A 20,857-nucleotide genomic window follows, 5' to 3' on the forward strand; every position below is an offset into this window, starting at 1 on the left:
TATGATTGGCACGTGGTGCGTTGTTTTGTCTGGCAAAGAAAACAGTGGCTGCTACTCATCAAATTGCACAGTGATCCCAGATTTCGTCAATTGTTCCCATTCACGGATCGTTGGCAAGCGACCTTGGCAAAATAGCTGATCGTCGACATACACGAGTGGCAGACAGCTGCGGCCATTGCTTGCTAATTGCTGCTTGACGGCTTGATTCGTATGAAAAGGGGCAGAATCTTCTGTAAAGAAGTATTCGTCGATCGTTGAAGGTTCGTTATGAAATGTTTGATGAGCCTGGGTCCTTTCTTCATTTATTTTTAACTGGTGAGTCAAGTGTGCTTCCCAAGTATCTTCTTTCTGGTCGGCATAAACCGCGATCGTTGGCATTGCATCAAATCCTTTCCTGGCAGCTGATTTGTCAAAAGTATACCTGAATTTCTTGCCACGAGCAAAAAAGAGTATCAAAAAGAAGTGAAACAACAAAAAAAGACGCAAATGCGTCTTTTTTGTTGTTTCTTATTCGTCAGCGGGTAAAAAATCGAAATTGGTCAACTCGTTGTAAGAATACGCTTGGTCGATTTGACCCTTGTCTTTCGTCCAAGCAATGATTGCGTCGAATTGCTCTTGCGGCACTGCCTGGGCATACGGATAGTCTTCCTGGCTGTCTAAGTAGGTACTCATAGCATCGGGAAATTGATAGTCTGCCAAGATGTCGGCATAGTCTTTTGCTGAATGAGCATTCATGTAATCGATGGCTTCGTTGTAAGCAGTGTAGAATGCTTTTAGGTCTTGCGGGCGATTTTGGATAACTTCGTCCATAAATTGCAGTGTGCCGCCTTTGATGCCAGCATCTTTAGAGCTGCCTAAAACAATCGCCCCTTGAGCAGCCAACATGCTGGCTTGCGGTTCCGTATAAACAGCGCCATCGACTTGGTCATTGAGCAATGCTTCGGAACGGGCAGAAAAAGAAGCGATATCCACGATGTCATAGGTAAAATCATTTTCCTGTGCAAATTGGTCCATGATGTATTCTAAAATGAAATTCGGTACAAGGGTGATTTTTTTATCCGCTAACCCTTTCATCTCAGTGATCCCTGAATTCGGTGAAGCGAGAATCTTGAAGTTTTCCAAAATATCAGAAGTGATCGTCATATCAATGCCGTTTTGCTTAAAGGTCGCTTCTGTCATGACATCGCTGATCGTACCATCCAGCTCGCCTGCCTGCACCGCCACATTGCGGTCATTCGGGGAAGTGAAGGATTTGAGTTCCACAGTCAATCCTTGCTTTTCGAAAAAGCCTTCTTCTTTTGCTAGAATGATCGGAATCGCTGATTCTGCTGGTAACACCCCGATCGTCAATGTTTGATCTGTGACCGCAGCTTCTGTACTGCTAGTGCTGGAATTGCTGGTACTTGCTGTTTCGCCAGTGTTACCGCATGCGGCAGCGCCAACAGCGAATAGTGCTAGGATACTTGCTAAAATCGTTTTTTTCATTGGTTCATTTCCTCGTTTCTAAATCGTTGTTCAAAAGCAGCCATTGGTAGTGAGAACGGGATGACTGCCCGATGGAGTTCCATTGGCTTGGTTTGTGCCGTGTTGATACCTGGTTTGGTGGTAAATGCTAGAACGAAGCCTTCCTTTTCCAAGGTAGCGATCGTCTGCGGATCATAAAAGCCAAAGGGATAGGCAAAAACATCCTTGATGGCCACGTGCTGATTGCAGCTTCGTAAGTCTTGCGCAAAGGCTGCTGGTGTTTCCCACATTGAACGCCCTTGCTGGTCCTTGCGTTCGTGAAAATGATCGGTATGGTTGGCATATTCGAAGACATCGCTCATTTCGGCTAATTCGGCGCTGCTCAATGTCCGCGAAACTTCTGGCTCGTAAGGCTGAGGGGCATCAAAAAGCCAGCCAGTCACGACAAAGGCTGTTGCCTTGAAACCAGCTTCTTTCAACAGTGGGTAGGCATATTCTTTCATCGATTGATAGCAGTCGTCAAAGGTCAGCAACACGGATTTTTCTGGTAGCGGCTGCTGCTGGAAATAAAAATCTTTGACTTCTGCAAGGGTCAACGTATGGTAATTTTCTGCTTTCAAAAAGTCAATTTGTTGTTTAAAATGAGAAGTGCTATTGAATAAGGGCAGAGGCAAGGCATCTTGATAACCGTCTGCGACTTTGATCGGGCGAACCTGATCATAAAGTTCTGCTTCGGGACGTATTTCATGAAATACGAGGGTCTGAAACATCATAAACCATCCTTTCTTGTCAATCACGCAAAAAATAGTATAGCATAAAATGTGAAAACCAACACAAATAATTTGAAGAAAGAAGTTTATTCTCTGATGAGTATTCTATTCGATTCCGTTTCCTTTACCTATGGAGATACCACCATTTTTAAAAACCTTTCGTTTTGTTTTGAACAAGGCGCGACCTATGTGCTGCTGGGAGAATCGGGCATTGGCAAAAGCACGCTTTTATCCTTGATCAAAGGGCTGCAGCGACCGCAATCGGGCACGATCACTTACCAAGGCTGTTCCCCTGACAACATCGAGGTCGTTTTCCAAGAATTGCATTTGTTTCCTTGGCAAACAGTCTACCAAGCACTGGAAATGCCGCTGATTATCAATCAAACGCCCAGTGAGCGCCGTAAAAAACGGGTCGCCAGCTGTTTGGCTGAGTTGGGATTGACGCAGGTGCAGGACCGCTATCCGCATCAGCTTAGCGGCGGTCAAAAACAGCGGACCGCCATGGGGCGGGGACTGATCACACAGCCCGATGTTTTATTATTGGATGAGCCGACTGCTTCGCTGGACCAAGAAACCAAAGCAAACGCCCAAGCCATGATCGCTGCCCAACAGCAGCGCAGACAAAACAGCTTGATCGTGGTGACCCACGATCCAGAAGAGGCAGTGTTTTTGGGGCAGACGATTTTGTTGCTAAAAGATCAGGACGTTACGCCGATCAGTAATCCATTTTACGGCAGCCAGATGGAACGAGACTCGTTGGCTTTTTATGAAGTCGTCTTGCAGTTGAAAGAACAAATGAGGGAGGCGAGGCAATGAAACCCATCAAATCTTTTGCTTGGGGCTTCTGTTCGTTTGTCGTGGTTTGGTGGGGCGTAAGCTGGGTGACCAACAATCGCTCACTGCCTAATCCTTTAGAAACGGCCGAACGTTTTTGGGCACTGCGAGAAGTCTCACTGATCCACGCAGGTGCCAGTTTGTTGCGGGTATTTGCGGCGTTGAGTGGGGCGTTGCTAGTCGGGGTGCCGTTAGGAATCTTGATTGGGCGATCCCAAAGAGTGGATCGGCTGCTTGGTCCACTGCTTTACTTTTTATATCCGATTCCGAAAGTTGCGTTTTTACCCGTCTTTATGATTTTCTTTGGCTTAGGCAATCTCTCAAAAATTCTCTTGATTTTTGCGGTGATCGTCATTCAAGTGATCGTCTCGATTCGTGATGCAGTCACGAAGATCCCACCAGCGTATTTTCAGGTCATGAAAAATTATACCAATCAATGGCGCCATGTCTTGCGCTTCGTTATTTTGCCCGCGCTCATGCCCGCGCTTTTTGCCAGTGTGCGGGTCAGTATCGGGATCGCGTTGGCTTCCCTCTTTTTTGCCGAAAACTATAACACGACGTATGGTGTCGGCTATCTGATCTTAAGTGCGTGGTCAAAAATGGACTACCCACAAATGCTTTCGGGTATCCTCCTGATTGCTTTGATGGGCTATCTGCTTTTTGCCAGTATCGATTGGTTGGAAAAAGTGGTGTGCCGTTACCGACAATCTTAAAAAAAATGATCGATTGATAAATGTTTGCGGCAGTTCGTGTATTTTTGAACAAAATGATTTATACTAAGGATATCTTATTGAGAATCATTCTCACTGAAAGGAAGACTTTACTATGAAAGAAATCGATCTGTCAAAAACGCTCTATGAACTTGTGGCACAATATCCTGAAATACAAGAAATCATGAGTCAACTAGGGTTTACGGCGATCAATCAACCAGGGATGCTGCAAACTGCTGGACGTTATATGACGATACCCAAAGGTGCTCAGATGAAGAAGATCCCCTTGGAAATGGTTTGTCTCGCTTTCGAAAAACAAGGGTTTCTTGTGAAAGGAGCGACGAAATGAAAACCAACAGTCAAAGACAAGAACGGATCGTCGAAATACTGAGTTTGCTTCACCAAGGCGGTTCCTTTGAAGAAGCTAAACGCTTGTTTAACGAAGAATTTGATGGTGTGGATGTGACGGAGATCACTGCTGCTGAAAAAGCTTTGATCCAAACGGGGTTGGACCCTTCTGAGATTCAGCGTTTGTGCAATATTCATGCTGCTGTTTTTAAAGGATCGATCAACGAGATCCATCACTCCAATGAAGAATATGGGCAACCAGGCCATCCTGTTCATACCCTGAAATTGGAGAACCAAGTCCTGCAATCCCTGTTGACCGATGAGATCGACAGCCTCTTAGCCAAAATCAAAACCGGTGACTGGACGCCTAAAAAGCGTCTACAAGCTTCCTGCAATGATTTAATGCAGATCGACAAACACTATGCGCGAAAAGAAACGTTGATTTTTTCTTACATGGAGAAGTATGGCATCACTGCACCGCCAAAAGTGATGTGGGGTGTTGATGATGATATTCGGGTTATGATCAAAGCGCTCAATGAGCTTTTGGCATCCGAAAAAGCTGCCTATAATCCAATCGCTGTCCAATGGGAAGCAGTCAAAAACGAGATTGAAGAGATGATTTTCAAAGAAGAAGAAATCATGGTGCCAATGACGCTGGATGTCTTCAGTCTTAAAGATTGGGAACAAATTGCGGCTGACAGTTTTGACATCGGCTTTGCCTTTATCCCAGAACCGCTTCCTTGGAAACCGAGCCAAGAAGCCCTTGAAAAGGAACAGGCGGCAGAACCCGCACGGCAAGCGGCGATCAAACAAGCCCAAGAAACAACCGCTGGCATCGCAGCCGGTTTAGGATTCAATGACTTTCAAGTCACAGAAACGGAAGATTCGCCGCAAATTGCTGAACAGCCGACCGTTTCATTGCCTACTGGTAATCTGCAATTTGAGCAATTGGTGGCAATTTTTCAAACGTTGCCAGTGGACTTGACCTTTGTAGATAATGAAGAGCGGGTGCGCTTTTATTCAGAAGGCAAGAGGCGCGTCTTTCCACGAACGAATTCGGTTTTAGGTCGTGAAGTCGTCAACTGCCATCCACCGAAAAGCATGCATCTCGTGCAACAGATTTTGGATGATTTTCGAGCGGGTACAAGGGAGACTGCTGAATTTTGGATCGATATGCGGGGCCGTAAAATCTATATTCGCTATTTTGCATTAAAAAATGAAGCAGGCATCTATTTAGGTTGTCTAGAAGTCACGCAAGACATTACGGAGATCCAAAAAATCGAAGGGCAAAGCCGTTTGCTGGACCAGTGAGCAGTTTGGAGAAAGGCTGATCCGTGTCTATTTGAAACGAAGCAAAAAAAGAAAAATCAATAAAACGCTTGCAACGTTTCTAGAAAAATAGTATAGTAAAGGCAATCAAATGGGTAGTTACTGATAATGCAGGCTATACCTTTTTACGTGTGTATGGATCCTACACATGTATTAAGGTATCGCCTTTTTTCATTTTAAGGAGGTGAGAAGCGTCTTGAAGATCAAAAAAATCTTAAACAACAATGCAGTTTTGGTCGGACAAGATGGCAAAGATTTTATCTGGATCGGTACCGGCCTTGGCTTCAAAATGAAACCAGGACAAACCGCCGATGAATCAAAAATTGAAAAAGTGTTTGTGCTTCATAAGAAATCCTCTGATCGTTTGATGGAATTGCTAGAGAACATTCCAATCCAATATGCGTCTCTTGCGGATGACATTATCCGTTATGGCAAGCAAGTCATTTCCTACCAATTAAGTGATTCCATTTACATCTCTTTGACGGATCACATCTATAATTTGATTCGCTTGAAAGAAGAAGGGATCAGCATTAACAATCGCTTGACCTGGGAAATCAAGCGTTTCTATCCCAACGAGTATGCAGTAGGAGAGCATGCGGTTCGATTGATTGAAAGCAAAACGCAATTCTCCCTAAATGAGGCAGAGATCAGTAATATCGCCATGCATTTTATTAATGCGCAAATCAATGACGATTCAGAGAAGATGGAAGATATCGAATTGCTGACACAAAAAATCAAAGACATTATTTCACTTATTCGTATTCACAATCGTGTGCACATTGATGAGAATAGTTTAGCTTTCGATCGCTTCGTCACCCATTTGAGATTCTTTTTTAAACGGATTGAAAACAAGGAAATCGTTGAAGGCGTCGGGAATCCTCTGTTAGTCCACGTGATTGATAAATATCCTAAAGCCTATGAAACCACCCGTTTGATTGGCGAATATTTAAATAAAACATTATATGACGATGAACAATTGTATTTAACGCTTCATGTACAAAAATTGATCGATCAATAATTCAAGGTGTTACTGGTAAAGCAGGCAAGACTTGACAAGGCTACAAGAAATGTAGTGTTGTTTGGTCTTGCCTTTTTTATTGGTTGTATAGTAGAGAAAGGAATGAATGAGATGCAATACCAAGAATTGAATGAACAAATTTTAAAGAATATCGGCGGAAAAGAAAACATTGCTGGATTGACGCATTGTATTACCCGTCTTCGGTTTAAACTTAAAGATGAATCAAAAGCCCAGACCCAAACGATCAAAAATTTGCCGGGGGTTGTCACCGTCGTCCAAAGTGGGGGACAGTATCAAGTAGTTATCGGAAATCACGTAGCAGAAGTTTATAAAGAATTTACGGACATGATCGATATGAATACGGAAGAAACTTCTGGACAAGAGGAAGAACCAAAAGGGATTTTAAACCGATTTATCGATATTGTCGCTGGTATTTTTACGCCGATCATCAATGTCTTGATGGCAGCAGGGATGATCAAAGGGTTACTTGCTTTATTGACAACGTTTGAAGTGCTGGATAAAGCATCAGGGACGTATTTGATTTTAAATGCGACAGGGGATGGATTGTTTTATTTCTTCCCACTCTTTCTAGGGTACACTGCTTCGAAAAAATTTGGGGGTAAACCCTTTATCGGAATGGCGATCGGGGCAGCATTAGTTTATCCGACGATCGTAGCAGCAAATGGCGGAAGCGAAGCGATGTATACCTTATTTGCAGGTTCTGTCTTAGAATCTCCAATCTATATTACTTTTCTTGGAATCCCTGTTATATTGATGAGCTATACTTCAAGCGTGATTCCAATTATTGCAGCTACTTATTTGGCATCAAAACTAGAAGCTTTCTTTTCTTTATTGATTCCACGAGCAGTGCGGAGTTTCTTTGTTTCTTTTCTGACCTTGATCATCACAGTTCCATTAGTCTTTCTAATCGTTGGACCGATTACTACTTGGGCAGGATTATTACTAGGGCAAGCATTGTCAGCTGCTTACGAATTTAGTCCGATTATCGCGGGTGTTGTTATCGGTGGATTTTGGCAAGTCTTCATTATGTTTGGCCTGCATTGGGGCTTTGTGCCGATCGCTTTGAACAACTATGCCACACTAGGGTACGATGTCGTGATGATGGCTGGTCTGGCAACACCCGTGGCGATGGCGGGAGTCACCCTCGCAATCTTTTTGAAAACTAGAAACAAAAAATTAAAAGAAATCGCCTTCCCTGCTTTTCTTTCAGCAATCTTCGGTATCACGGAGCCTGCACTGTATGGGGTAACCTTACCTAGGAAAAAAGCATTTTATACTACCTCCATCGCAGTCGCTGTTGCAGGAGGAATCATGGGATTGTTCAAAACGAGAGTCTACATCAACGGCGGGACAGGTATTTTCGCTTTACCACGATTTATTCACCCAGAAAATGGCATTGATAACAGCTTTATCGGGTTTGCCTTAGCTAGTGCCGTTGCCTTTGCATTAGGATTTTTGATCACGTTCTTTTATGCCTATAATCCTAAAAGTGATGACGAACCAACTAGTGAAGGAACTCAGGAAAAAAACGTGGAGTCATCGACACTGAATCATGAACTTGGACAAACTGTTCTCTATGATTTAGCAACACCAGTTAGAGGAACGATCATCCCACTAAAAGAAGTAAAAGACGAAGCGTTTTCCAGTGGATTGTTAGGGAAAGGATTAGCTGTCATTCCGTCAGAAGGAAAGGTCTACGCACCAGCAGATGGAATCGTTTCAACACTTTTTCCGACAAATCATGCAGTGGGAATCACGACCGCAGATGGCGTCGAAGTTCTGATTCATGTAGGGATGGATACAGTGAATTTGAAAGGACAGTATTTCCAACCAGCCGTTGCCCAAGGAGACTCAGTAACGAAGGGACAATTACTTTTGAGTTTTGATAAAGACGCATTGGAAAAAAAAGGCTATTCCATCGTGACACCGATTATTATTTCAAACACGGCGGATTACCTAGATATTGTTGAAACAGACAAACAAGATGTTGAAAAACAAGATACCTTATTAACGGTCATCGGTTAGGAGGAAAGACCAGTTGAAAAAAAATATCTTTTTATTCGTAGCAGATCAGATGAGAAATGACGCACTCGCACATATGGGGAATCCCGCATCAATCACCCCTAACTTTGATGAACTGGCAGAAGAAGGGGTTTCATTTGAAAATGCCTACTGCCAAAACCCTGTCTGTGTGCCTTCTAGAAATAGTTTTCTGACGGGTTTTTATCCACATGTCAATGGGCATCGAACGATGCACTATTTGCAAAGAGAAGATGAACCCAATATTTTGAAAGAAATGAAGAATCAAGGTTATGAAGTCATCTGGATCGGCAGAAATGATGTGGTTCCAGGGGATAAACCAAAAACAGACTATTGTGATGAATATTATGACGGTGTGGTAGATGAAAACACTCGGGATGCTCAAAACAGTGAAGTCAATCATTCTGCTGATATGAACGAAGCCAGTAAACAGCTGTACGACCAGATGCTTTCAGGAGATACGTATTATTCATTTTATATGGGAAAATTACCAGACAGTGAGGGCTATGGCAAAACGGACTGGAATTGTGTGAAAAAGGCGTTGGACTATCTTGAACGCCGCAGTCAGGAAAAGACAGACAAACCATTTTTCGTTTATTGTACGATCTCATTCCCACATCCACCCTATGCTTGCGAAGATCCATGGTATTCGAGTATTGATCGTCAGAAACTGCCGAAACGTCGGCCGAATATCAAAGATATTCCTAACAAAGCCTCAATGCTGTATGGCATCAATGAGAAACAGAATTTGAACGGTTGGACAGAAGAGCGTTTTGATGAATTACGAGCTACCTATTTAGCAATGGTTTCGCGTTTTGATCATCAACTGGGCATGATCAAAGAGAAGCTGCGTGAAACAGGCTTTTATGATGAAACAAACCTCATTGTTTTCAGTGACCATGGAGACTATACTGGTGACTACACGATCACTGAAAAAGTCCAAAACTGTTTTGAAGAGCCGATCACGAATGTCCCATTGGTCATCAAACCTGCTAAAACGATTGAAAGTGTGCCGCGAATCACCAAAGCACAAGCGGAATTGCTAGATTTACCAGCAACGATCGCTGAACTGGCTGAGTTCGATCTTTCCTATACACAATTTGGAAAATCCTTGGTTCCTGTGATCAAAGGAGCCGAAGAGCACAAAGATGCTGTTTTTTGCGAAGGCGGACGCATTCATGGCGAGACACAAGCGATGGAGCTGGGGCATGGACCGAAATCTCCGTATTGGCCGCGGCTTGCGACACAGTATAGCGAAGGTCCGGAACATACTAAAGCAGTTATGTGCAAGATGGGGAACTATAAATATGTGATGCGTCTTTATGAGCATGACGAATTATATGATTTGGAAAAAGACCCAATGGAAATCAAAAACTTGGCGCTAGAAAAAGAATACACCGAAATTGTCGAGAAAATGAAGCAACGCGTTACTCGTTTTTATATGGAAACGACTGATTTTGTTCCGATGAAACGGGACAAACGCTAAATAAGTAAAAAAAGAATCGAGGCCTTCACATGAAACACATCTCCGTATTGATCAAGCCAGCATCCTCTCTTTGCAATCTGCGCTGCACCTATTGCTTTTATGCCAACGTCAGTTCCTTGCGCGAAGTGCGTTCCTTTGGCAAAATGAAAGAGGATGTAATGGAAAAGATGATTGCAAACATTTATGCAGACTTAGAAGCTGGCGATCATTTGACGTTGGCATTTCAAGGCGGAGAGCCGACGATGGCGGGGCTGAGTTATTTTAGAAAACTAACGGCTTATGTTGCGGCGCAAAAAAAGCAAGTGACAGTACACTATGCGATCCAGACCAACGGCATGGTGATCAATGACAAGTGGTGTCGTTTTTTGAAAGAGCATCGCTTTTTAGTCGGACTGTCGATGGATGGGCATCCGCTTGCGCACGATCGGCATCGATTAGACGCCAAAGGACGGGGGACCTTTGCGCGGGTTTTACAGACCAAGCGGTTATTGGATGCCTATCAGATCGAGTACAATGTCTTGTGCGTGTTGACAAACCCGTTAGCAAAGGAAGCCCAGCGTGTGTTTGATTTTCTCAAGGAAGAGCAGATTGCCTTTGTGCAGTTCATTCCTTGTTTGGCTGATTTGGATGCCACATCAACCAACGACTATGCCTTGACACCAAGAAGCTTTGCTGGCTTTTATCAGCAGCTGTTGGCGTTTTGGCTGCAGGAATTGAAGCAAGGGCGCTACCTAAGTATCAAGCTGTTCGATGACTTATTGAATCTATTGGTGCGGCAGCAAGTAACTGCCTGTGGGATTCTAGGCAATTGCCAAGTGCAGTATGTGATCGAAGCCGACGGCAGTGTCTATCCTTGTGACTTCTATGTATTAGATGAGTTTCGCATGGGCTATATCCAAGAGCAAACGTTGCGGGAATTGTTTTCTCAAGACTGTTCGCAGCAGTTTTTGTGCCAGAAAAAAGACATGCCTTCGAAGTGTACGCAATGTCCTTTCCAAAAAATGTGCCGAGGAGGCTGTAAGCGAATGAAAGATGCAATGTACGTGGATAGTGAGGGTTTTTGCGGCTATCAGGAGCTGTTAAAAGACTTTACACCTAGAATCAATGAGATACTGGGACTTTTGCAAGGGGTGAGACAATGATCGGACTGATTTATTTTCTCGTGATCGTCTTAGCAAATGCCGTAGGGGCAGTTTCGGGCATGGGGGGCGGCGTGCTGATCAAACCGATTTTCGATTTTATCGGCGCCCATTCTGTTGCTGCGATCTCTTTTTACTCGGCGACAGCGGTCTTCACGATGTCCATCGTTTCGACAGCTAGACAATTAGCCAGTGGACGGAAAATCAATTGGTCGATTGCCTTGTGGGTTTCTGGCGGCGCTGTGTTAGGCGGTGTTTTAGGCAATGTTGCCTTTGAACAGCTATTGCTGGTCTTTCGAGACGACAAGATGGTTCAGCTGATCCAAATCCTTGTGACCGTGCTAACACTATTGTTTGCTTTTTTGTATACAAAATATAACTGGCGTGGGTTTGCGCTGGAAAAAGTCGGCTGGTATGCAGCTTGTGGCTTGATTCTCGGCTTTCTAGCCAGTTTGCTGGGGATCGGCGGCGGACCCATCAATGTTTCTTTATTGATGCTGCTGTTTGCCATGCCGATCAAAGAGGCGACGATTTATTCAATTTGTACGATTTTTTTCTCACAGCTGGCAAAAATTTTGACGATCGCTTTTACGACAGGTTTTGGTGCGTATGATCTGCAAATTTTGTGGTTTGTTATTCCAGCCGCGATCGTGGGAGGACTGTTAGGCGCCAAGGCCAGCAACGTCCTGTCACCGCAGCGAGTGACACTGGTATTTCAAACTGTGATCGTGCTGGTGTTACTGATCAATCTGTACAATGGCTATCAATTATTGTAAAAAGGAGGCAAACAGATGCCCACGATTCCAGCAGGAACTTATCGAATCGGCACGAATACGATGGACGGCTTTGCCGAGGATCTTGAGGGACCGCAAATCAGCCTCGACAGCCCAGCATTTGCCATTGATGCCACGACGGTGACGAACCAAGCTTTCCAAGTTTTTGTGGAAGCAACAGGATATGTCACAGAAGCCGAGCGATTTGGCTGGTCGTTCGTTTTTCACTATTTTTTAAGTGAGCAAACGAAACACCGCAGTCAAAAGGTACCAAATATGGCTTGGTGGTACGCGGTTAGCGGCGCAGATTGGCGTCATCCTGAAGGACCTGATTCAACGATTGCCCAGCGGATGGATCACCCAGTGGTTCAGGTGTCTCGCAACGATGCGATCGCCTATTGCCAATGGGCAAAAAAACGCCTCCCGACAGAAGCAGAGTGGGAGATCGCTGCAAAAGGCGGGACAAGTTTTGAAAAATATCCTTGGGGAAGGGAATTTTTGGCAGAAAATACCTATCATTGCAATATTTGGCAAGGAGAGTTTCCAAAAAGCAACACGCGAGCAGACGGCTTTGCCAATACAGCGCCAGCGAAATGGTATGAGCCCAACGGCTTTGGTCTCTATCAAGTGATCGGCAACGTCTGGGAATGGTGCGTCAATCCTGCCCGCATCCCGCTGACACAGTTTCAACAACAGACGGGACAAACCTTTTGGGCAAGGAATCAAACACAAGATGATCAACTGTATGCGACTCGCGGCGGTTCGTTTTTGTGCCACGAATCCTATTGCAAACGATACCGAATTGCCGCTAGAAATGGTAATTCTGGGATGTCGGCAGCCAATAATCTAGGGTTTCGGTGTGTCAAAGACTTGGATCAGTAAACCGATAAAAGCAAAAGCGGCACCTATTCACGTGGATAGGTGCCGCTTGTTTTATTGCCATTCGGATTGATAATTTCCTTTGAGATCATAAACATAATTGATCTCGGTGCGATTACGAATCCCATTTAAACCAACGGTCCAAGTCCATTCGCCTTGGAAGCCGTTTAAAATGACGATGCTGACGCCAGGAACATAGTGATCCAGCTGAGCTGCTCGTGCCTCAGAATCCTTGATGATCTTGGGAATGACGCCCCAATCGATGGCATCAAAGGCAATGGTATCTTCCATCGAAAGCTCGATCGTATCGTCGTCTTTTTTCCATTTAGTCAACAGATTTTCTGGGTAATACCAATACTCGTCTTGCAGGCCTGTGTTTGGATTGATCACTCGCGCAACTGCATAAATGCCGCTTTTCAGCGGGACATTGCGGATGTGAAAACTATAGCTTACCAGTTGCAGCTCTTTGTCCTTGAATGAGGATTGATTCGGCAGCGCAGCCATAATTTCTTTGGCACTGGCTTCTTCTCGAAAGAGTTGGCGGTCTACAGGTAAAAAGGTGGAAACTACGCCAATACAAAAGAGAATCACTGGCAGCAAGAGCAATGAGAATAACCAATAGAATGGCGATTTTTTCCGTTTCTTGATGCCGATGACCAAACCAATCAAAAAGACCAGCAGGATCCCTGCGACCCAAAAGTAGGGGAACAAACGAATGATCTGATGCCTGGTTTCAACGACTTGGTATTCATTCAGACCAAACCAATTTTCCGCGATGGTGAGGTTATTTAAAACAATGATTCCGCCAATAATACTTAGAATAAATAAGAAAATCAATAGCAAAAGTATCCGGCCGAGTATCCGACGTATCAGCGAGGGTCTAGTAGGTGGGGTCATGAGTCACGTCCTTTTTGTTTTTTCGAAAATAGTAGGTTAAATACAAGAGTAGTACAACTGGTGTTTTTTTTCAATGATTGTAGACAAAAAAACTGCATCCACAGATGCGACCTCAAAAAGTTAGACCAAAAATCTAACTTTTTAGGGTCAGGACACCGCAGATGCAGGTTTTATTTTCAATTAGTCGAGTGTTTGTTGGCGGGCGATAGCTGGAAAGAATTTCAGGCTATACAATGCGCTGATCCCAACTAGAATATAAATGACGCGGGCAATGATCGACGTGCTGCCGCCGGTGATCGCTGCGACAAGGTCAAACTCGAAGGCGCCGACCAGCAGCCAATTGATACCGCCGATGATCAATAAGGTCAGTGCGATCCCATCAAATGTTTTTAACATAGGAAACTCCTCTCTAGTTGTCGTCCCATCAACGTTCATCGTCGGTGATGGTGACATCTTTTTCTTTCTCGCCTTGTTGATTGCGCTCATTATAGATATAGACATGGCGAACGATTTTAATCAGCGGGCGAATGGTCAAAAAGACTCCGCCGATCAAATAAGCAATCGTTCCGTAAATCGCAGGCAAGCTAGTTAATGAAACGATACTTCCGAAAATATAAAACAAGCCCGTCAAAATATCATTCGTAAGTGAGATCAACATGTAGCGATTTTGAAAGTAGATGCGAAAGCGGCTTGCCTTGATGATCACATCTTCTTCTTTTCCCGGATCGAATTGATGTTCACTCCGTTTGATTTTTGGCATAGGTGCCATCACTGCTCCTTTATTTGTGCTAAGGTTTCAAGACAACTTTGATATTCTTGTCTTCTTTTTTGTCAAAAATCTCATACGCTTTGGCAGCATCTGCTAGAGGCATCGTGTGGGTGATGATCTGTGACGGATCAAAGAGTCCGTCCGCAATCATGTCATAAATTTTTGGCATCAAATGGATCACAGGTGCTTGCCCGTGTTTGACATCAATGTTGCGCATAAAGAATTCTTGCAATGGATAAGAAGAAGCAGGTGTCATGTAAACGCCAGTGATTTGGACGGTACCAAATTTTTTGACTGCTTTGGCGGCCATCTGGATCGGTGAGATCGTTCCACTTTGCAAGCTGACTAGGTTTTTGGCTTTTTCTTTGACGGGTTCTAAACCATCCATCCCAACACAGTCGATGATTACATCAGCGCCACCTTTGGTCAGCTCATACAGTTCATCAGCACTAGTAGCCAAATCATCCAATTGGAATGTTTCGACTTGATTGTAGCTGCTGGCTTTTTCTAAGCGATGAGCAACAGGGTCCACGGCAATCACCCGCTTAGCGCCTGCCATCACGGCAAATTTTTGGGCAAACAACCCAACTGGGCCTGAGCCTAAGACGATCACGGTATCATCCTTTTTGACGCCCGCATTTTGGACGCTCCAATACGCTGTAGGTAAGATGTCAGATAAAAACAATACTTTTTCATCAGGGATCGTTGATTCAGGTACGATAAACGAGGTGAAATCTGCGAAAGGAACGCGCAAGAATTCGGCTTGACCGCCCCAGTGGTTGCCGTTCATTTTTCCAAAACCGAATAAGCCGCCATACAATGTATCTTCTGAAGAATTGTCGCATTGACTTTCCATTTCATTTTGACAAAAGTGGCAATGGCCACAACCGATATTGAAAGGGATGACGACGCGGTCGCCTTTTTTTAGTTTCTGTACTTGACTGCCAACTTCTTCGACAATACCCATTGGTTCGTGACCAACAACATAGCCTTCTTCCAAGACCGAGCCGCCATGGTGGTAAAGGTGGAGATCAGAGCCGCAGATTGCGGTTGCGGTGATTCGGATGATCGCATCCGTCGGTTCTAAAATCGTTGGATCTTCTACACGGCGAACGTCCATTTTTTGATTTCCTTGCCAGGTTACTGCTTGCATCATTTTTCCTCCTTGTTTGTTCAGATAAGTTCGGACAATCACTAATTTTTTCAACAACACGTTTTTACTTTTTAGTAACAGTTAATTTAATTCTGCAAGGATTTTAAGGATTTGACAACGAAAACGCTCAAAACGGTTGATTTGTTTTTTCTTCATCAATGGTTTAAAAAAAGAAAAACAGATGATTTGCTAAAAAAGTGAAAGCGTGACACTATTAAAGTGAAGCATGCATGCGTTACGAGTATCTAACGAAACCTGCATCAACTAGTGACAAGAAATGAGGAGGGATGATCATGGATCTAACGATTCGAGGAAAAGCTTCCTGCACCAATTGCAATGAAAACTTTGATGGGAAGCTGGTCGTTCATTTACAAGAAGACAGCGAGGGGCAATTAACCATGGTACCACCGTTGGAAACGAATGAATTGGCAGAAGATGAAATCGCTATTCATTATGCTTACGGGGAAGTGAAGGAAGCCATCGAAGGAACCTTCATATGTCCAAACTGTCAGACTGAAAATGAGGTTCGGATTGAAATTCCGACCGAGCTATTAGATGGCTCAATGAATTAAATGAATAATCAAATTGAAAAAGCTCTCTGTTCCTTGAACAGGGAGCTTTCGTTACCTATTGGCCATTGGTTTGTTTTGTGCCATCAATGATTTCGACATTGAAGTCTCGTAAGATGTCGAGTCCTTGCGACTCGTGGTTTTTACCAGCGACTAATGTTTTATTGATAGTGAAATCAGCGTCAGGAAAGGCGCTTTGGATCTCGATCGTATTGGAAAGGACACAGATGTTGGTTTCAACACCGGTGATTTCGATTTTCTTTTCTTCTTCAGGTTCAAATAGATTTTTCTTAATGTCGATCAAGACTTCAGGTGGAATACTGTAATAGTATTTTTTGACGACTTTTTCATTTTCGAGAGGCTTAAGTTCTGGGATCAGCTGCAGGGCATCGGCTTCTTCATCAGGCGTTCCTTTGACTTCGATTGGAATGTCGCGGGTGTGTAAAATGTACTCCCCATTTGCCCTCGCTTGTTCTAGGCGCTTGGCGATTCGTTTGACGAGAGCGGCGCCATCTGGCACATACGCTTCGTTCTCTTCATCGAGAATTTGGTTTTGCATATCGACAATGACTAGCATGTGGTTACTCCCTTTCTATAAACATCGTTTTTTAAATGGTCTGACATGAGGATGAAAAATAGGTGCTATTTCTATGATGCCCCACTTTTTTTATATTTTCAAAGAAAACGCTCTTCTTGTCGATAAACAGTAAAAACGTTATTTTTTTATTCGAATCACGATGCTTTTTATTTGCTGAAAAGAAGAAGTAGTGATAGCTTTTAAATAGTACATTAAAAATAAATGAAAGTAGGTTAGGTTAAATGAGAAAGTTATTTTATATGGGGACTTTGCTTTTTTCAGTTGGTGTACTGGCGGCAGGATGCGGCAACAGTGAAACCGCTGATTCCTCGGGGAATGAGTCAGCAGATGGCAAAACGACGTTGGACTTTTGGTCCTTCTGGGGGTCTGGTGCAAGACAAGAAGTAATTGAAGAAATTATTGATGATTTTAATGCGTCACAAGATAAAATCGAGGTCAAATACAGCTACCAGCCTTGGGGCGATATTTGGACAAAATCACTGTCGTCGATCACTGCTGGCAATCCGCCTGATGTTATTGTACAAGATATCAATTCTGTTGCTCAGCGGGCAGAAGCGCAGCAAGCAACGAATTTAAGCGAGTATATCGAAGAGGGCTTTTCTGATGAATTTTATCCGCAATTATGGGATACGGTGGAGTACGAAGGGGATGCCTATGCCGTTCCATTCAATACAGATACGCAAGTGATTTTCTACAATAAGACACTCTTTAAAGAGGCTGGTATCAGTGAAGAGCAACTGCCACAAACGTGGGAGGAGTTAGAAACAGTTGCTCGTAAATTAGATGTCAAAAACGGTGATGATTTTGAGCGAATCGGCTTTTACCCATTGTGGAATTTAGGCGCTGACGTGTGGGCGTTGAATGCCGACGATGGCGTCAGCTGGTTTGACAAGGATGAGAACGTCAAAATCGATACAGACAACAAAGTGGAAGCGTTGGAATGGATCTTAGACTGGCAAGAGTATTATGGTCAAGATACCATCAATCGCTTAGAAGCTGAATTTGGTTCAGGGGTTGCCGATCCATTCATTTCTGGATTAGTGGCGATGCGTGCGCAAAACATCAACTACTACTCAAGTTTGGCGGAAAATGCACCAGATGACTTTGAATTTGGGGTCATTCAAATTCCTGAAAAAGAAAGCGGCTCTGGTCACTGGTCATGGGGCGGCGGGTTCGTCCTAGAAGTGCCATACGGTGCCAAAGATCCTGAAGCGTCCTATGAGTTTATCAAATACTTGTCGACACCAGAAGTTCAAGAGAAATTTGGTGAGAAGAGCTTTGATATCATGGCGAATCGGACAGCCAACGAAAACTTGGTCAACAACGACAATCTAGATGAAAACGGCCAAATGATCTACCAAATGGCGGATGAAAACTTTGCCAATACGGTGATCACGCCTGTGCCGTTGACAGCGCCTGACTTCAGCAGTCTTGTCAATGAACAGATCGACCAAATCATGCTCGGCAGCAAAACACCGGCTGAAGGGTTGGCAGATGCGCAAAAAGCGGTGGAAGATCTTGTTGAGCAAAACAAATAAACTTCAAAACGAGCGTTTTTAAAAAAGAAGGAAAGTCCAGTCGGTTAGCGGACTGGGCTTTGCTTTCTGCTTTGCGAAGCGGACATGTTTTCTTGAACAAACAATGAGTAAAAATAGAATGGAGTGGAAGGAATGCCAAAGAAGCGTTCAAAAAGTAAACGGCAAGAAGCTCTTTGGGGCTACTTCTTCGTAGCACCATTTTTGCTTGGGTTCGTGGTGTTTATGTTAGGGCCCATGCTGTTTTCCTTCGTAGGAAGCTTTACCGATTACAATCTGACGTCGAAAATGAATTTTATCGGCTTTAAGAACTTTACCCGCATGTTTACGCAAGATACCCTGTTTTGGAAATCTCTCTATAACACGGCGTATTTTGTACTCTTCAATGTTCCCTTAACCACGTTGTTCAGTGTCTTCCTAGCCACTTTATTGAATCAAAAAATCCGCGGAATCAGTTTTTTCCGAACCACCTTTTACTTACCAGCGATCCTTTCAGGGGTTGCCGTCTACGTCTTATGGATGCAATTATTATCTCCTTCCGCAGGATTGATCAATACCTTCTTGAGCTGGTTCAATATCAAAGGTCCAGCATGGCTGTTTGATCCCGAATGGACGAAACCAGCGTTGATTTTGATGAAGATTTGGAGTTCGGGGGGCGCGATGCTCTTGTATCTAGCTACCTTGCAAAATATTTCACCGACGCTGTATGAATCGGCTGAGATCGATGGGGCGGGAGTTTGGGCGAAATTCAAAAATATTACGATCCCTTTGATCACGCCAATCATCTTCTATGATGTGATTACTTCAACGATCGGTTCTTTTCAAATTTTCCAAGAAGCATACGTGATGACCAAAAATGGTACCGGCGGTCCTGCAAATTCGCTGCTCTTCTATAATTTGCATATGTGGAACAAAGCCTTCGTCGCCTTTGATATGGGCTATGCGATGGCCATGTCGATGATCTTGTTCTTGATCGTCTTAGTCTTGACCTTTATCAATCTCAAGCTGGCACCACGCTGGGTTCACTATACCGGAGGTGGCAGCTAATGGAAATGACGACAAAAACACGAAGCAAATCAAGCCAACAGCGAGTCAAAAAAATCATCAGCTATGTGGTGATGTCGATCATCGGGATCGTGCTGCTGATTCCGTTGCTGTGGATGGTCTTTACGTCATTGAAACCGATGGAGGAGATCGTGCGCTACCCGCCGACCTTTTTCCCAGAAGAAATCAATCTTGGCAATTATTTGGAGACTATCAACGCCTTTCCATTTTGGCAGTATGCAAAAAATACGTTATTCATTACCGTCTTAGTGGTCTTCGGGAATGTCTTATCAAATTCCTTCATTGCTTATGGGTTTGCAAAATTGGCCTTTCCAGGAAAAAATCTGATCTTTGCCCTCGTCTTGTCTACGATGATGATTCCTGGCTTTGTGACGATGATCCCGCAATATGTTTTGTTTTCCAAAATCGGCTGGGTCGGCACCTATCTGCCGCTGATCGTTCCAGCGTTTTTCGGCAACGCCTTTAACATTTTCTTGATGCGGCAGTTTTACTTGTCCGTCAACAATGAATTGATCGAAGCCGCTAAGATCGATGGCGCCAATCATCTTTATATTTGGAGCCATCTAATGATCCCATTGACGAAACCCGCGCTGATCACGATTGCCATCAACTCCTTCAATGGGGCGTGGAATGATTTCTTAGGACCATTACTGTATATTCAAAACCAAGAAAAGTACACGCTGCAGATTGGCCTGCAAGTTTTCCAAAACCAATCAACGACCCAGTGGAACTACTTGATGGCAGGAGCAACGCTTGTGCTATTGCCGACGATCTTGCTGTTCTTCCTCGCTCAACGTTACTTTATTGAGGGAATGGATCTGACGGGAGGTTCCAAAGGATGAGAACAAAAGTTACCCCGCAACGCTTAAACCAAGCGCTATTGACTGGCATCAACTGGCTTCCGCATTTACTGGTTTTACAAGGCATGTTGCTGTTGTATTCCTTGCCTTTGATCACGAGTACCACCGCTAGTCGAGCATTGATCGAAACGTTGACGGAACTGCGTAACGATGGCTTGGAGGCAAGCAGCAAAGCTCGTTTTCAGCAGGCATTTCATCAGCAGTGGACAACAAGAAAAGGGCAAGACCGTTTGCTCAGTCTATTCTTCCTGCTGCTTTTGGCGGACAGCTTTATCTTTAGCCGTTTGCAGCACCCGCTGTTTCAGATTGCTAGTTACGCGTTAGCGTTCACCTTTGGCTTGTTTTGCTTGGTCTTACTTTATCAAACGAGGCTGCTTCACACCTATCCGCAGCAGCCCAGCTCATTGTTTTATAGTTATTATCAGTTTGCTCGTTCACCCAAACGAGTATTGGCACATATTTTAGCAACGGTGACGCTTGTCTTGACCTTTTTGCTGTTTGGTCCAGTCTACTTATTGGTCTTAGGAATCAGCACCTTGTATTTGGTCAATGTCTTGCTCTGTGACCAAGCGCTCAAATAGAAAACAAACGGGTATCCCG

General features: G+C 44.0%; 23 protein-coding genes. 15 read left to right on the forward strand and 8 right to left on the reverse strand.

The genetic code is table 11. From position 1 onward, the window contains the following. Positions 1–51 precede the first annotated feature (51 nt). Genes IGI76_RS04885 through IGI76_RS04895 form a run of 3 tightly spaced genes read right to left on the reverse strand, consistent with a single transcriptional unit; the run spans position 52 to position 2,234 of the window. Positions 52–456 (reverse strand): arsenic metallochaperone ArsD family protein, encoded by a 405-nt coding sequence (locus IGI76_RS04885; RefSeq protein WP_333493947.1) that lies wholly within the window; start codon positions 454–456, stop codon positions 52–54. 51 nt (positions 457–507) lie between these two features. Continuing rightward, positions 508–1,485 carry an ABC transporter substrate-binding protein gene (locus IGI76_RS04890; protein WP_005225471.1) on the reverse strand — a complete coding sequence of 326 codons (978 nt, stop codon included), beginning with the start codon at positions 1,483–1,485 and terminating at the stop codon, positions 508–510. After that, the gene (locus IGI76_RS04895) at positions 1,482–2,234 is read right to left on the reverse strand and encodes a polysaccharide deacetylase family protein (protein WP_179190629.1); all 753 of its coding nucleotides are present in this window, start codon (positions 2,232–2,234) and stop codon (positions 1,482–1,484) included. The genes IGI76_RS04890 and IGI76_RS04895 overlap by 4 nt, the downstream gene beginning before the upstream one ends. 96 nt (positions 2,235–2,330) lie before the next feature. On the opposite strand from IGI76_RS04895, the gene IGI76_RS04900 reads away from it, so the two are divergent. The 10 genes from IGI76_RS04900 to IGI76_RS04945 all read left to right on the forward strand — a co-directional run bounded on the left by IGI76_RS04900 (position 2,331) and on the right by IGI76_RS04945 (position 12,814). Further along, entirely contained in the window at positions 2,331–3,050 is a 720-nt protein-coding gene (locus IGI76_RS04900) for an ABC transporter ATP-binding protein (RefSeq protein WP_241656060.1), read from the forward strand. Next, positions 3,047–3,781, forward strand: coding sequence for an ABC transporter permease (locus tag IGI76_RS04905; RefSeq protein ID WP_128488147.1), 735 nt, complete (start codon positions 3,047–3,049; stop codon positions 3,779–3,781). The genes IGI76_RS04900 and IGI76_RS04905 overlap by 4 nt, the downstream gene beginning before the upstream one ends. A gap of 112 nt (positions 3,782–3,893) precedes the next feature. Then, positions 3,894–4,127 (forward strand): DUF1858 domain-containing protein, encoded by a 234-nt coding sequence (locus IGI76_RS04910; RefSeq protein ID WP_010747746.1) that lies wholly within the window; start codon positions 3,894–3,896, stop codon positions 4,125–4,127. After that, positions 4,124–5,437 (forward strand): DUF438 domain-containing protein, encoded by a 1,314-nt coding sequence (locus IGI76_RS04915; RefSeq protein ID WP_438781162.1) that lies wholly within the window; start codon positions 4,124–4,126, stop codon positions 5,435–5,437. The genes IGI76_RS04910 and IGI76_RS04915 overlap by 4 nt, the downstream gene beginning before the upstream one ends. Before the next feature lie 214 nt (positions 5,438–5,651). Continuing rightward, complete coding sequence (locus tag IGI76_RS04920; RefSeq protein WP_010747748.1) at positions 5,652–6,473, forward strand: PRD domain-containing protein; 822 nt, start codon at positions 5,652–5,654, stop codon at positions 6,471–6,473. A gap of 111 nt (positions 6,474–6,584) precedes the next feature. Further along, a complete protein-coding gene (locus IGI76_RS04925; protein WP_270266588.1) occupies positions 6,585–8,519 on the forward strand; it encodes a beta-glucoside-specific PTS transporter subunit IIABC in 1,935 nt (644 codons plus the stop codon). Between the two features lie 13 nt (positions 8,520–8,532). Further along, complete coding sequence (locus IGI76_RS04930) at positions 8,533–10,020, forward strand: sulfatase-like hydrolase/transferase (protein ID WP_270266370.1); 1,488 nt, start codon at positions 8,533–8,535, stop codon at positions 10,018–10,020. Between the two features lie 29 nt (positions 10,021–10,049). After that, positions 10,050–11,162 carry a radical SAM/SPASM domain-containing protein gene (locus IGI76_RS04935; RefSeq protein WP_270266372.1) on the forward strand — a complete coding sequence of 371 codons (1,113 nt, stop codon included), beginning with the start codon at positions 10,050–10,052 and terminating at the stop codon, positions 11,160–11,162. Then, positions 11,159–11,935, forward strand: coding sequence for a sulfite exporter TauE/SafE family protein (locus IGI76_RS04940; RefSeq protein WP_074534991.1), 777 nt, complete (start codon positions 11,159–11,161; stop codon positions 11,933–11,935). Before IGI76_RS04935 ends, IGI76_RS04940 begins: the two co-directional genes overlap by 4 nt. 15 nt (positions 11,936–11,950) lie before the next feature. Beyond that, on the forward strand, positions 11,951–12,814 hold the full coding sequence (locus IGI76_RS04945) for a formylglycine-generating enzyme family protein (protein ID WP_086338498.1): 864 nt from the start codon (positions 11,951–11,953) through the stop codon (positions 12,812–12,814). A gap of 51 nt (positions 12,815–12,865) precedes the next feature. On the opposite strand, the gene IGI76_RS04950 is transcribed toward IGI76_RS04945, so the two are convergent. The 4 genes from IGI76_RS04950 to IGI76_RS04965 form a co-directional block, all read right to left on the reverse strand. Further along, on the reverse strand, positions 12,866–13,708 hold the full coding sequence (locus IGI76_RS04950; RefSeq protein WP_086338497.1) for a hypothetical protein: 843 nt from the start codon (positions 13,706–13,708) through the stop codon (positions 12,866–12,868). A 180-nt stretch (positions 13,709–13,888) separates the two neighbouring features. After that, positions 13,889–14,104: a DUF378 domain-containing protein gene (locus tag IGI76_RS04955; protein ID WP_008379021.1), complete on the reverse strand. Its 216-nt coding sequence runs from the start codon at positions 14,102–14,104 to the stop codon at positions 13,889–13,891. 28 nt (positions 14,105–14,132) lie between these two features. Next, positions 14,133–14,477, reverse strand: a complete 345-nt coding sequence (locus tag IGI76_RS04960; RefSeq protein ID WP_086338496.1) for a YrhK family protein — start codon at positions 14,475–14,477, stop codon at positions 14,133–14,135. 19 nt (positions 14,478–14,496) lie between these two features. Continuing rightward, complete coding sequence (locus IGI76_RS04965) at positions 14,497–15,630, reverse strand: alcohol dehydrogenase catalytic domain-containing protein (protein ID WP_074534994.1); 1,134 nt, start codon at positions 15,628–15,630, stop codon at positions 14,497–14,499. Positions 15,631–15,917: 287 nt separating this feature from the next. Between IGI76_RS04965 and IGI76_RS04970 the strand changes: the two genes are divergently transcribed. After that, positions 15,918–16,202: a hypothetical protein gene (locus IGI76_RS04970; protein ID WP_005225480.1), complete on the forward strand. Its 285-nt coding sequence runs from the start codon at positions 15,918–15,920 to the stop codon at positions 16,200–16,202. 55 nt (positions 16,203–16,257) lie between these two features. Here IGI76_RS04970 and IGI76_RS04975 read toward each other — a convergent pair whose 3' ends face one another. Then, positions 16,258–16,776 carry an isochorismatase family cysteine hydrolase gene (locus tag IGI76_RS04975; protein WP_086338495.1) on the reverse strand — a complete coding sequence of 173 codons (519 nt, stop codon included), beginning with the start codon at positions 16,774–16,776 and terminating at the stop codon, positions 16,258–16,260. 242 nt (positions 16,777–17,018) lie between these two features. On the opposite strand from IGI76_RS04975, the gene IGI76_RS04980 reads away from it, so the two are divergent. The 4 genes from IGI76_RS04980 (at position 17,019) to IGI76_RS04995 (ending at position 20,838) form a co-directional block, all read left to right on the forward strand. After that, positions 17,019–18,335, forward strand: a complete 1,317-nt coding sequence (locus IGI76_RS04980; protein ID WP_008379010.1) for an ABC transporter substrate-binding protein — start codon at positions 17,019–17,021, stop codon at positions 18,333–18,335. 132 nt (positions 18,336–18,467) lie between these two features. Further along, on the forward strand, positions 18,468–19,379 hold the full coding sequence (locus tag IGI76_RS04985; protein ID WP_005234717.1) for a carbohydrate ABC transporter permease: 912 nt from the start codon (positions 18,468–18,470) through the stop codon (positions 19,377–19,379). Then, positions 19,379–20,239 carry a carbohydrate ABC transporter permease gene (locus IGI76_RS04990; RefSeq protein WP_005225484.1) on the forward strand — a complete coding sequence of 287 codons (861 nt, stop codon included), beginning with the start codon at positions 19,379–19,381 and terminating at the stop codon, positions 20,237–20,239. Before IGI76_RS04985 ends, IGI76_RS04990 begins: the two co-directional genes overlap by 1 nt. After that, on the forward strand, positions 20,236–20,838 hold the full coding sequence (locus IGI76_RS04995) for a hypothetical protein (protein ID WP_270266388.1): 603 nt from the start codon (positions 20,236–20,238) through the stop codon (positions 20,836–20,838). Before IGI76_RS04990 ends, IGI76_RS04995 begins: the two co-directional genes overlap by 4 nt. Positions 20,839–20,857 lie beyond the last annotated feature (19 nt).

The sequence above is a fragment of the Enterococcus sp. DIV2449a genome, assembly GCF_051711225.1.
Lineage (GTDB): Bacteria > Bacillota > Bacilli > Lactobacillales > Enterococcaceae > Enterococcus_D > Enterococcus_D casseliflavus.